This is a genomic window from Schleiferilactobacillus shenzhenensis LY-73 (genome assembly GCF_000469325.1).
GTDB lineage: Bacteria > Bacillota > Bacilli > Lactobacillales > Lactobacillaceae > Schleiferilactobacillus > Schleiferilactobacillus shenzhenensis.
Map to the genome: position 1 here is coordinate 30,796 of NZ_KI271587.1, position 12,253 is coordinate 43,048.

Here is a 12,253-nt window from a genome sequence, read left to right on the forward strand (position 1 = left end):
GGTCACTGCGCGAATATACCCAATATAGCAACTATATTTAGTAGTCGCTGCCGTCGTCCGTGTGCCGGTCTTCAATTTTCTTCGTGATAGAGAAGCTGTTGATAACGTAAGCATCCGCCGCGTCGCGGTCGGCCTTGGTGTTGCGGTCGATCTGGCCCCGGTATTGGAACGTCTGGACGTGGTAGCCGTCGGTGTCCGCGTTGGTGAAGATCCAGGACACGTTAAAAATGACTAACGCTTGGTTCTCAGCAATGGGATAGACATGCTGCAGCCGCACCTTGGCTTCCCACGAATCGATAGACTGAGACTTATGATAACCGGTCATCGTCGATAATAATTGCTGGTAGTACTTGTTATCTTTACCGTTCTCAAAGAGATCCGTTGCTTCCCTGATGTCCGAATCGCTGGCGTCGTCGTACCGAACGATATCGTGGGTATTCTGGAAAGCCGCGTCGACTAATTCCTGGGCATTATCGTGGCTAATGACGCCAGGGTAGCCCACGCCGATCTCATCGTTGTCGCTGGCGTCTTGAATGCTGACGGGGTTCGAGGCGATTTTCTTCCCGTTGGCCGTGAAGACTTCGGTCATCTTGGCTGCGCCGCTGGTGATGGGATAATCCTTGATCGTCAGCGTGCTGTCCTTGCCGATCTGGCCCATGCTCTCGCCGTTGATCAAGACGGCGGCACCAGGATAGCCGGTAGCAGTGAAGCTGACGGTCTTGAAGGCGAGTGCGAGTTCCGGGGTGGCATCCGTCAAGTCCCGGGTCTGGCGGCTGCTCACTTTCTTGCCGCTGATCGTGGCCGTGGTGGTGATGGTGTAGCGGCCGGGCATCAGCGGGCCGACTTCCTTGCCGTTCAGCTTACCGGTGACCCGCACTGCCGGGGCACCGCTGAAGGTCACTTGGGTGGAATTCTGGTTGGTCGTCACCCGGGGGTAGACCGCCTGGACTTTATACTTGTATGCCGGGAACAGCAGCAGTCGGCGGCCGCTCTCCACGAAACCGCTGGTGGTGCTGGGCACTGCCGCCAACGCCTGCTGGCTGGCCTGCTGCTTGAATTGCGTGACCAGTGACGGTGTGGCCTGGAACTCCTTTAGCAGCGGCTTAACCGTCTGGGCATCCACTGACAGTTTCGGGTCGTCGGTGGTGATGTAGGCCGCGGCGGTCTGGGGATCATTCTTGGCGAAGGCCGCAGCCGCCCGGTTCAACTGGTTTGCCCGGCTGAAGTACTGTGTGCCCGCGTAATAACCGCCGCCCAGCAGGACGACGAGAATTGCGGCGACCCATAATAAGACTTTCTGTTTCTTGCTCAGCGGCTGCCGCGGTGGGCGCGGCGCTCGCTGGGCGGGGGGCTGCTGGGCGGCAGACTGCACCGGCGGCGCCGGCTGAGTCGGCGGCGGTGTCGGCGCGCTTGACCCGGCCGCCTGTTCTGCTGCCTGCAGCCGCTGCCGATACGCCGCCAGGTTGTACCCGCAATTGGGGCAGAAATCATCACTGGACTTCACGGCCGCCCCGCAATTAGGACAGAATTCTTGTTTGTTCTCCATCACTTTTCTTCCTTCCCCAAATCAGTCAGCGGGCGACCAATCGATCTTGAGATTCGTCTCGATCAAGTGGCCGTCTGCCAGCGCGAACGGCTCCACGACCGTCCCCTGGCTGTTAGTGAATTGTATATTGAGCGTATCGCCGTCCCGGTAGACGACCTTGTACGAGCCGGCAGTGGTCTTGCCGTTGGACGTCCCACTATAAGTACCGTCATCGTTGAAGTTGAAGGTCTGGTTGCCAGAACGCCAGTGGCCGACGACGCCATCGGTACTGTCGTCGTCATTGCGGGCATCGACGTCACTGTCGAACTGGTCCATATCGACATCGCTGGCCCGGTCCACCTTCTTAGCCGCGCTGCTGCTCTCCGCGGCCGCTTTCTTACTGGCCTTCGCCGCTTCCTGGTCGGCCTCCTTGCTGCTGTCTGCCAGCAGCGCGGAGAGGGTATCCTTGCTCGCCTTAGCCTTGCCGTTCATCACGATGGCTGGGGTAGTGCTGAAGGGAGAAAGGGTCACGGTCTGGTGCAGCGTCTTGTTCTCGCCGTCCTGCTTACCCTTGACTGTCACGGCATGGATCCCGGGGAGCTGCTGGGGCAGCGTATACCGGCGCGTACTTGCACCGCTGACCGTGATTGGCGCCCCGTCGAGGGTGAAGGCCGGGGCAGAAAGGTTAGTGGCCACCGCGACCGGCATGGTCTTCAGGGCCACGCGGTACGCGGGGAACAGGAGCAGCTGCCGGCCGCTAGCCACCACTTGGACCGGGCCCTTGACCGTTTCAGCCGAGACCGCCTGCTTCAGCTTCTGGGCGACGGCCGGCTGCTTCTTCATCAACGCCGCCAAGGGCTTAAGCTGGTCTGCGGACAGCGCTGTACCCTGGCTGTCGACGGCCACGGCAGCCATTTTTTGCGGATCGCCGCTGGCTATGGCTTGGGCCAGTGCAGGAACCTGGCGGCCCTTGCTGTACACCATCGTACCGGCGAAATAACCGCCAGCGAGGACGAGAAGCAGGAGGAGCACAACGAGCCAGGGCCAGCGCCGGCGCTTATGCGGCGGCCGTTTGTCTGCCGCAAGGGCAGGCTGCGCCGCCAACGGCGGTACCGGGCTGTTCGGACCCGCTGGGCTGGCCGGCGGCACTGGCGTACCTGGAATGTTCTGGTCGGCAGCTGATTGCACCGGTGCCGGTGACCCCGGTTGGTCAGCCGCTGCGGCCGTATCCGTCTGGTGAAGGGGTGCAGCCGCTGGTCCGGCCGCGTTGATCTGGGGCGAGATGCCTGGGTTCGCTTGATTACTGGGTGGTGCCGCAGGTACTTGGTTAGTGGCCGGCGGCAGCTGGTCATTCGCTTCCGCGCTGGCCGCTGGCGGTACATCTGGGGCTGCGTCGGTCAAAGGCGGCCGTTCTGGTATCGGTGCGGCCGATTGCGCAGGTAACGGATTCTCTTCTGCGGGCGCGGCATCGGATACCGGCGGCTGCGGCGCGGCCGCATTCTGGGAAGCCGCCGTCTCTTGAGTGTCGGCCTGCGCGGCCAGTTTAGCCCGCGCCGCCCGCAGGTCGAACCCGCAGTTTTGACAGAAATCATCCGTCGGGCCCACGGGTTGGCCGCAATTGGGACAAAACTTCAATGTATTCAAAATACCCCTCCTACTGTGGCTGCCGGACGATTTTCATGAGCAAGTCAGCAATCGCTTGATGCCCCCGCTGATTGGGATGAAAGGTGTCCCGGGTGCCCCATTGGGCAAAGTCCGGCAGCGTCTGACCGGCCGGACCGGTCACGCTGGCGTTGCCCTGCCAAATCGTCCGCAAGTCGGCCACGGGTACACGGTACTGCCGGCCGACCGCCTTGATCTGCGTATCAAACGCCTGGTCACTGGCAATGTATTGGCCATTCGCCGGACTCCAGGTCGTCATGAGGATCAGTTGGGCGTGGGTCTGCTGCTGCAGCTGGTTGACGATCGTCACCAAATCCTGCCGAAACGCTGTCAGCACAGTATCACTCGCCCCGCCCACGGCATCATTGGTGCCAAATTCGATGGTGACGATATCCGGCTGCTGACTGACGATCGTGGCGATGCTGGGGACGCCTAAGTTGGCGGCGGTTTTCCCGACGACCGCCACGCCCTTCTCGGTCACCGGTTTGCCCACCGCCTGGCCCAAGGAAGCCGCGAACAAGCTGGTAAAGCGGGACTGGCGACTATCAGCGAACAGCCCCACAGAAAGAGAATCTCCCAATGGCGCATAGACCAAAGACTGGTGGCCAGACTGGTGTAATTGGCTGACAATCGTCGCAGCGACCGGTGTTTTGGCGGCCGCAGACGACTTCTTGGCGGCGGCTTTTTTCGCTTGCGCGCGCTTGGCCGGGGCCTTTCTCACTGTACTGGTGGATGTCGAGGGCGAAGCGGCGGGCTTGGCCGGCTGCTGACAACCGCCCAGGAGCAGCGCCCCGACAAGCAGCAGCCACGCCGCGTGCTTCATCGGAAGAGGCCGCTGTGCTGCATCTGGTCGATGATGGTCGTGACAATGCTGGTGATCCGGCTAGTCACGAACAGCATGACCAGCACGTTGACCGCGACCTGTACGATGACCATCGTGTAGACGCGGTCGAGCCGCTTCTGGACGCCCTGGGTGGTGGCCATGAAGAAAGCCACGTTGAAGATGGCCCCCGCGATCATGATCAGGCCAATCAGAACAACGTAAGACTGGACGATGCCCAGCAGGGCCAGGACGGCCATGATGGCGGCGACGATCAGCGCAGAATTCAGATAATAGCTGAATTGGTTGACATAAGAAAAGAAACTTTGCGTCTCGTCGCCCATCAAATAACGCTTCGCCAAATAACCGACCACGATGTTGAGTGCAAAAATAGCAATGGTATACAGAAAAAATTGAATGTAGGCATTCGATACATACAGGGAAACGGCTTGATCCACCTGTGCCTGCACACTGGCAATCTCGCTAGCGGAGGGCAGATTACTGGCGACACTGGCCCCGCCGATGACACCGCCCAGATTGCTGGCATACTTCACCGCCCAGCTGAGCAGGAGCTGGACGATGTGGCGCATTACGCCCCAGAAGGCCAGCGTGTTGAGCAGGGCTAATAACACAAGGCTGATGATGCCGTAGTAAGGATGTTCATCCTGCTGGTGGGCGGCCCAGGCCATCGGGTGCTGCCAAGACTGGAGCAGGTTGTTAAAATAGTTGGCCCCGTAAGTCTTGGCTTGATCCAACCGGTTCGGCCCCGCCGGCTGAGCTGGGGCAACATAGGCAGGTGGTACGTTCCCTTGGTCGGGCGTCGGCCCATAGGCCGGTGGGACGCTAGCAGTGGGCGGCGGTGTCGCTTGGCCCGGAGCCGCCGGCGGTGTTTGGCCAGGCGCGGCGCTGTTGGTCGCGGAACTGTCTGGCTGGCTGGCCACAGTGCTGGCCGCCGGTGCGGTGCTTTGGTCCGCCTGTGCGGTGGTGACGGGCACATCGACCAGCGACGTTCCGCAACGGGTACAAAACTTGGCGGTCGCGGCATTCTCCGCGCCGCAATGTGGACATATCTTCATAATGATTTCCTCCCCGGATGGTCCTTAGTAAATTCTTAAGATTCAGGATGATTATAACATAGATGTGAGCTTCCACCGGTGGGAAATATGACTGCCACCACAAAAAATGTCTCGTTCTGGGGAGCGAACGAGACGGAGACAAGGCGGGATACTTCTGGGGTTATTGAGGGTGCCGGGACTGGCTTACATATCTGCAAAATAAGCCGACGAATAATGATAAAAAGTTGTGTGCATGATGATTATGCTTAACGAATGGTATACGGAATAGTGACCGTTTCAATCGTTTTGTTCGTCTTACGGTTAATCACCCGGACAGTAAGGGTGAACTTACCGGGTTTAAGGAACTGATTGGATTTGGGATCGCTCTGAGACACTTCAGCCGTTGTACCCATACTCTGTACCCCTGCCGGCGGTGAATCACCGTATGCCCGGAACAACTCTTTGGCTTCCGTATCCATGGCCACTTCATATTTGTATCCTGCCGACAAATGACTCACTGAGATTGTGACGGTCTTATCAGTGAGTGGAAATACCATCTTCGGCTTGGTTCCCTGGGCTGTCATACCAGTGAATGACTGTTGACCGTAACTAAAGGCGACCTGCACCGGCTCATAACCGGCCAGCCGCTGGGAGATGGCCCGGCACCCCGCCAGCCCCAGCACCAGTCCTGAGACAACGATCAGTAATAACCATTTAGCATTGTGAATCCGCATGATCACCACCCCGCTCCGTTCCGGCTGTTATCAGCCTGCTTCACGACATGTGCCGACGCTATTCCTGATTTTGGGCTAACGCTTTCTGCAGTACGCCCACCAGATGGCGGGCCGCATTCTTATGACCCACCAAATTGGGGTGGGTCCCGTCGGTCGTTTCAATCGTCCAATCTTTCGTTTCGATGATCTGCAACCGGTCCCCGCGCCGGGCCACGTGACGGATGGGTTCAGCGAAGGTTTGGTTGAAGGGAATCATCAAGAAAATCGGCCGGTCGTCGTAGACCCCGCGCAGCTGGGCGGCAAAACGGATATACGCCGTAACGAACTCTTCCACCGGATAGTCTTGGTCGTTCGTGCCAAGATTGATGATGACGGCATCCTGTTCGGTGTCCACGGCCCAGGGCGTGCGGTTGTCCAAGTGGCCGAAGAAGTCTTTGGCCGCCGGCACACCGCCCCGGCCGGGTTGCAATATTCCCGCCGCACTGTAAGCAATGCGGGTTTCTTCCGCGTTCATCTTCGTCGCCGTGATGGCCGCGTAGGATGCTTCGCCCCGGTAGTCCTTAGCCGGTGTCTTGCCGGCTACCCAGCAACCGGCCGTGATCGAATCGCCGATGAAGGTCAGGCGGGGGCCAGCCGGCACGATGGGCGCTAGTTGGCCGCCATTGGGCAACGTGACGCCGGTGAACGCAAAACCGGCATCTTGGTCCGCCGCCCAAACGGGGTCGTCGTCTGTGTTACCGGACATGACGACGCTGATCTGGTGGACAGTCGGTGTAGTCGCCAGCATGACGGGGGTGTGGGCCAGGTCGAAGTGCACGTAGCGGCCATTATCGATACGGATGGCAATCTGGCTGGGTACCGGCCGGGGCGTCTCCACAAAGTGCAGGATGGTGCTGCTGGCCCCATCGATCTGGAAGTGAATCGCGGCCCCGAGATTGGTCGTGTACATCGCATCCTGATCGGCAACGCGCCGGGGAATCCAGCGGCCACTGAAATGAAGTCCTGAAAATAATCCATTGGCATTGCCTGCTGTCCACGTCATCCGCTCATCCCCTCGTCTTACCATGATTCGTGATCCCACGACCGGCCGTCGATCTCACCGCTGGTCAGCGTAATGCGCCGCTGCTGGGCGGCAGCAAAATCGGCCAGGGCTAGCAGCACGGCCCGCTGCACATAATCCGGTGCGGCCGCCGCCCGCTGCCGAATAGCTGCCGCCAAAGCATCGTCTTGTTCCTCGTCATCCGCCATTCCGGTCATCTTCTTCCCGGCGCATCTCCGCCAGCGTGTCGTGCAGGTCCGTCAATTGCTCTTGGCGGGCCGCTAATGCCGCCGCCCACGCTGCATACTCCTGATCCTCACTCGCATGGGCCGTTAGCCAATCACTGAACCAGCGGGCCCGGTCCGCGAAGTGTGTCCCCGCCGGCAGACTCAAGTACTGAGCGTAAGCTACCAGCAGCCGTTGTCGTTTCGTTTCCGGCATATAGGCGAACTGCGCCACTGGGAACAGCGGCAGCAGCCGCATCTGGGCGGCCAGTCCCAGCGCCGCCAGCGGCCGCATCAGTTCGCTCAGTGAGAAATGTTCCTTGCCGCCCAAGCGGTAATCTTCCGCGGCTTGGCTGAAAGTCACCACGATACCTAATTCCTTGCCGGCCAGTGCCGGGGCCTCCCCTGGCCGCCCGGACACAAACGGGGCCGTCCAAACCGTGTCGAGCCACTGTTTGAAGACCCCGGGGAGACTGTACCAATACAACGGAAACTGGAAGATCAGGCGGTCGTATCGGCGCATTTCTCCCTGTAATTGGGCAATCTGAGCCGGCGTCGTGACGGCTTGACTGGTGATATCCCACCAATCGGCATTGGTCAAGGCCTGGGCTGCCTCGTGCAAGAACGCCTGAGTCCCCGAATGACGCAAATCGGGATGCCCCACCAAAATCAGCGTACGCATCAGCGGTACTGGTTCAGGAAGGACGCGGTGCGGTCGAAGGCCAGCTTGCCGTTCTTCGAATTCATCTGGAACTGATACTCGTGGTACACGGCCTCGTTCGGCCCGAAGAACAAAGTAGAAACAGGCACGTGGTGCGCCTTGAGCACGGATTCCAGCTTGAGGGCGTGGCCTTCAAAGGAGCCGGTATTGCCATCAGTCAAGAAGGTCGGCGGGTAATCCTTGGTCACTTGGTCGGTGGTCGAGGACTCGCTGGCCATATCTGAATTGACCCAATCGCGGGTGCCCATGTACGCCCAGCCCAGCTGGTTGACCATGAACTGCAGCGCCTTGTTCTGAATCGTCGCCAACGTCTTCATATCGTAAGGCCCGCAATACAGCACGGCCGCGATGATTTGGCTGGGCTGAAGCTGGGGCGTCAGGTTCATTTCTTTCGCCAGCTTAGGGTTGGTCTGAACAGCAATATACTGCGATGCCATCTGGGCGCCGGCGGAGTCGCCGCCGATGATCACTTTGTTCATATCCAGTTGCGGGTACTCGGCTTGGTGCGTCTGGAAGTAATGGATAGCCTCGCCCAGCTGAATGATCTGGTCCGGGTATTGGGCATTGGGGGCCACTTCGTAGTTCACGGCCACCACGCTGTACCCTTGGGTCGCGCTCATCTTATACGCAAAGTCCCGGGCGCCTTCTTTACTGCCGGACACAAAGGCCCCGCCATGCAGCCAGAAGATGACGGGCTGTTTGCCCTGGTTAGTCTTCGGCGTATAGAGATCCAACGTATTATTGGTGTACTTTGAAGGATAGGTGATGTTGCTCGTCCGGGTCACCCGCCGTTCGTATCGCGTCCAGTTCGCAGGCGAAGGGCCGACCTTAGCCAGTTGCGGCATCTGCGCGATGATCGAGGCAAACAGTTTGGGCGACGTGTTGAACGAGATAACGATCCCAGTGATAAAAGCCAGCAGCACAAAACCGATCCATTTACCGATACCCTGCAGCACGCGCAATGCTTTCTTCATGGCCGACTCCCTTCATTCCGATATTCATCTACCGTCATTGTACAGGGTCGGTGGCAGGCAGCGCAATGAATTGGTTTGCATATTACAAAAACGTTAGATTACAGCTTCCGCCGGTTCAACAAGACCACGGCCCAAGCCAGCAGCAGGAACGCCGCCGCCCCAACGATAATCATGGCCGGAGCCAGGTCCGTGAGGGACTTCGTGCCGGCGACCAGGGCCATGTTGTCGCTGATCAGCGAGACGGGGTTGTAGTCGTGGGCTTTCTTAAAGACGTTCACGACGAACAGCAAGGCCACCACGATGGCGGTGAAAAGCAAGCCGCCGTAGCTGTTGCGGGCCAGGGTGGAGCCGCAGAGGATGACGGCGAGGAAGAAAGCCCCGAAGAGCAGCAGCGGGATGAGGCCGGCGCCGGGGTGGGGACTCTTCGTATCCGGGAAATAGTAAGCGGTATACCCCCAAGTCACCAGAAAGCTGGTACCGGTGATGACCAGCCATTGACCCAGCAGGGCCAGGTACTTGCTGACGACGACGGTCCAGCGGGCCAGGCCCTTGGTCACCAGGTTCACCAGGGTGCCCTTGCTCAGCTCCTGGCTCATCGTGCCGCTGAACATGATGGCGACCACGAAGATACCCAGTTGACTCATATTCTTATAGAATTGCGTCCAGGAATCCGCCGACGTGGGCTGGGGCATTTTCAGCGCCAGCGTACTGCCGAAGCTCATCTTCATGATCGTCGGGGTCAGCTTGGCAAACAGCGGACTCATGAGGGCAAAGATCAAGAAGACAACGGCCAGGATGAGGAATCGGTATGTCCGCCACGTCTCGAGCATTTCTTTCCGCAGCATCGTGCCCAAATCACGCATTCTTGATCACCTCCAAGAAAATCTGGTCCAGCGTCGGGTTCTCCTGCTGCAGGCCCGTGGGCGTGATGTCGGCCGTCACTAAGCGGCGCAGTACCGTCCGGGCGGCTGCTGGGTAAGCGCCCTGATAATCCACCGTCACCGTGGTCCCCTGAACCTGCGCCGCCAGGGGCGCCAAGGCCGCCGCACACTCCTTGGCCGCGGCGGTATCCGCCAAGGTCAAGACGATCTGAGGCCGGCCGAAGCGCTGATGCAGACCAGCCAAGGTATCGCAGGCCTGCAGCCGGCCGCCATGTAGGATTCCCACCCGGTCGCTGATTCGCTCCACGTCACTGAGGATATGGGTAGAAAAGAGCACGGTCACCTGCCCCCGCAACGACGCCAACAAATCCAAAAACTCGTTGCGTCCCGCCGGATCCAGCGCGCTGGTAGGTTCATCGCAAATGAGCAGCTGGGGCCGGTTCAGCAGCGCCTGGGCGATGCCCAAGCGCTGCTTCATGCCCCGGGAAAAGCCGCGAATGCGGTGTTTGTCCGCTGGCAAGCCCACCAAGTCGAGCATCTCGCTGATGCGCTGCCGGCGGTCGCTGATCCCGGTGATGCGGGCGCAAAGCGTTAAATACTCCGTGGGCGTCATGTAATCATAGAATGCGGGTACATCCGGCAAATAGCCGGTGATCCGGTTCGTCTTCGTAGCCCCGAAGGTCACTTTCTCCCCGCCCACCGTGATCGTGCCGTCATCCGGCTTATCCAGCCCCAGAATGAGCCGCATGGTGGTGGTCTTACCCGCCCCGTTCTCCCCGACAAACCCAAAGATCGAACCGGTGGGCACGCTGAAGTCCAAGTCCGTTAATACCCGCTGACTGCCAAAAGACTTCTGGATGTGGCTTAAGGTCAAAATATCAGGCACGGCTGTCGTCCCCTCTGCCGAATACAAAATAGACGATTGGCCCAATGATTTGGAAGACCACGACCACCACGACCCACAGAATCTTGTTTCCGAACCGGTAATGAGGGTGGCGCAGCACGTGCACCAAAGCCGTAATCATCAGCGCCAGTTCCAAGAGGATCAGGGGAATAAAGATCGGTAAATTGTCCATTAAGACATCAACATTGTTATTCATGATTGTTTTTCTCCTTCGGCCGCATTGCGGCAGCAATATCTGCCCAGCGGGGATCATCGTGGTAGGCGGTGAAGACCGGATTGTTGAGAATCACGTCCCGCAGACTCTGCTCCACCAACGCCGTATTCCGCGGCGTCTGGGTACCGATGTCCAACTGGTCCAGCCAGGGACCAATTTTGTCAAAATACGCATCCCCGTGGAGCGTGACGGGAAACGTGGTCGCTTGGTAAGCGGCGGCGTAGTCCGTCAGTACGGCAAAGACCTGATCCGGCTGTTTTTGTTGGGCAAAGCCGGCCGCCGCGGACCCCAGCAGATTGCAATACACCAAGGGATTGAGGCGAGCCAAGTCAAACACGGCGGCAAAGGCCCGCGCACGCCGGTACGTTTCCGCAAACCGTTGCGGATCAGCCAGGAGCATCTGCAGATAATTGGTAAAGTAACTGGCCACCACGCTGGTTGCTTGATACAGGGCGCTCTGGTACGTGGCCTGGGCCTGATCGGTCTCCCCCAGCATCTGCTGGGCGCTGGCAATCAGGCTTTCTGACGGCAAATATTCCGGCGTGAAGGTGCCCAAGAGGTCTAATACTGCGGCCGGCTTATTGAGTATCACCATGGTATAAGCCTCCATGTTGCGCGCCCGCATTTTCAGCTGCGAATCCGGCGCATTTTTCCGCACTCGCACGAAGAGCTGCTGCGCTTCGGGAATATAAGCTTGCAGCTTGCTCGGCGTATCTTTCCCCGGCAGCTGGTCGAAGTGGTTCAGCAGCCACATCCCCATCTGCTCCAAGAACGGATAACAGGCATAATAGCGGCGCACCAAACTGCGCAGACGGGCCAATACTTTCTCCCCGGGTTCAGTGGTCACCGACTGCTTCAGCGACGCATAGATACTGTGGATCTCCTTGGCCGCCAGCTGCGGTTCATAGTCCAGCAAGTCGTCGATGCGCAGGTCGAAGTACGCCGCCAAGGCGGGCAGCAGGGTAATATCGGGATAGGTCTGCCCCGTCTCCCACTTCGACACCGCCGCCTTCGAGACCCCGATGAAGTCCGCCAGCTGCTGCTGGGTAATTCCCCGCTTCTTCCGCTCCTGCACGAGCACCGGGCCAATATTCACACGCATCCGCTCATCTCCTCATCACTCACGACAATTCTAAGCGTCAGGGGGCGGATTGTATATGGAGTGGTTGTTAACTATTGGGGAGAAATGTTAACTGGAACGATACATAGAAAAAGATCTGCGGACCCGGCGATTTGGGCCCTCCGGCTGGCTGGGCGTGGAACGTGGCCGGCACACTGACGCCCGCCAGCCTCCGGGCCCAAATCGTCTACTTCCTACCCAATTGTGAAATTGTCAGTGCCAGGACATATTCGCCGGCGGTACCACCCATACTTCTGGGTTTGCGTGGCCGCCAGGAAATTTGTGGAAAGAGCTGCCTTGACTTTGTGAGGAGCGAGACGTTCCCAGTCTCCGAGAATGTAGGGTGACGGAGGGCGGAGCGGGCGGGGGCTCAGTGGTGG

Annotated in this window: 12 protein-coding genes and 1 pseudogene; all 13 read right to left on the reverse strand. The window is 59.3% G+C overall.

The window, feature by feature from the left end:
• Positions 1 to 37: 37 nt before the first annotated feature.
• The 13 genes and pseudogenes from L248_RS06320 to L248_RS06380 all read right to left on the reverse strand — a co-directional run bounded on the left by L248_RS06320 (position 38) and on the right by L248_RS06380 (position 11,855).
• The gene (locus tag L248_RS06320) at positions 38 to 1,546 is read right to left on the reverse strand and encodes a TcaA 3rd/4th domain-containing protein (protein ID WP_040535288.1); all 1,509 of its coding nucleotides are present in this window, start codon (positions 1,544 to 1,546) and stop codon (positions 38 to 40) included.
• A 1,487-nt stretch (positions 1,547 to 3,033) separates the two neighbouring features.
• Positions 3,034 to 3,172, reverse strand: a pseudogene (locus tag L248_RS16310) (zinc-ribbon domain-containing protein); the annotation flags it as partial.
• Positions 3,173 to 3,179: 7 nt separating this feature from the next.
• A complete protein-coding gene (locus L248_RS06330) occupies positions 3,180 to 4,010 on the reverse strand; it encodes an SGNH/GDSL hydrolase family protein (RefSeq protein ID WP_022529309.1) in 831 nt (276 codons plus the stop codon).
• Positions 4,007 to 5,083 (reverse strand): zinc-ribbon domain-containing protein, encoded by a 1,077-nt coding sequence (locus L248_RS06335; RefSeq protein ID WP_081701236.1) that lies wholly within the window; start codon positions 5,081 to 5,083, stop codon positions 4,007 to 4,009. The genes L248_RS06330 and L248_RS06335 overlap by 4 nt, the downstream gene beginning before the upstream one ends.
• Positions 5,084 to 5,328: 245 nt before the next feature.
• A complete protein-coding gene (locus L248_RS06340) occupies positions 5,329 to 5,796 on the reverse strand; it encodes a hypothetical protein (RefSeq protein WP_155828581.1) in 468 nt (155 codons plus the stop codon).
• 58 nt (positions 5,797 to 5,854) lie between these two features.
• Complete coding sequence (locus L248_RS06345) at positions 5,855 to 6,838, reverse strand: SGNH/GDSL hydrolase family protein (protein WP_022529312.1); 984 nt, start codon at positions 6,836 to 6,838, stop codon at positions 5,855 to 5,857.
• 17 nt (positions 6,839 to 6,855) lie between these two features.
• Positions 6,856 to 7,044, reverse strand: coding sequence for a hypothetical protein (locus L248_RS06350; RefSeq protein ID WP_022529313.1), 189 nt, complete (start codon positions 7,042 to 7,044; stop codon positions 6,856 to 6,858).
• Positions 7,034 to 7,741 carry an NAD(P)H-dependent oxidoreductase gene (locus L248_RS06355; RefSeq protein ID WP_022529314.1) on the reverse strand — a complete coding sequence of 236 codons (708 nt, stop codon included), beginning with the start codon at positions 7,739 to 7,741 and terminating at the stop codon, positions 7,034 to 7,036. The genes L248_RS06350 and L248_RS06355 overlap by 11 nt, the downstream gene beginning before the upstream one ends.
• The gene (locus L248_RS06360; protein ID WP_022529315.1) at positions 7,741 to 8,754 is read right to left on the reverse strand and encodes an alpha/beta hydrolase; all 1,014 of its coding nucleotides are present in this window, start codon (positions 8,752 to 8,754) and stop codon (positions 7,741 to 7,743) included. Before L248_RS06360 ends, L248_RS06355 begins: the two co-directional genes overlap by 1 nt.
• A gap of 98 nt (positions 8,755 to 8,852) precedes the next feature.
• Positions 8,853 to 9,617 (reverse strand): ABC transporter permease, encoded by a 765-nt coding sequence (locus L248_RS06365; protein WP_022529316.1) that lies wholly within the window; start codon positions 9,615 to 9,617, stop codon positions 8,853 to 8,855.
• Entirely contained in the window at positions 9,610 to 10,521 is a 912-nt protein-coding gene (locus L248_RS06370) for an ABC transporter ATP-binding protein (protein ID WP_022529317.1), read from the reverse strand. The genes L248_RS06365 and L248_RS06370 overlap by 8 nt, the downstream gene beginning before the upstream one ends.
• The gene (locus L248_RS06375) at positions 10,514 to 10,735 is read right to left on the reverse strand and encodes a PLD nuclease N-terminal domain-containing protein (RefSeq protein WP_022529318.1); all 222 of its coding nucleotides are present in this window, start codon (positions 10,733 to 10,735) and stop codon (positions 10,514 to 10,516) included. Before L248_RS06375 ends, L248_RS06370 begins: the two co-directional genes overlap by 8 nt.
• On the reverse strand, positions 10,728 to 11,855 hold the full coding sequence (locus L248_RS06380) for a helix-turn-helix domain-containing protein (protein WP_040535294.1): 1,128 nt from the start codon (positions 11,853 to 11,855) through the stop codon (positions 10,728 to 10,730). Before L248_RS06380 ends, L248_RS06375 begins: the two co-directional genes overlap by 8 nt.
• Positions 11,856 to 12,253 lie beyond the last annotated feature (398 nt).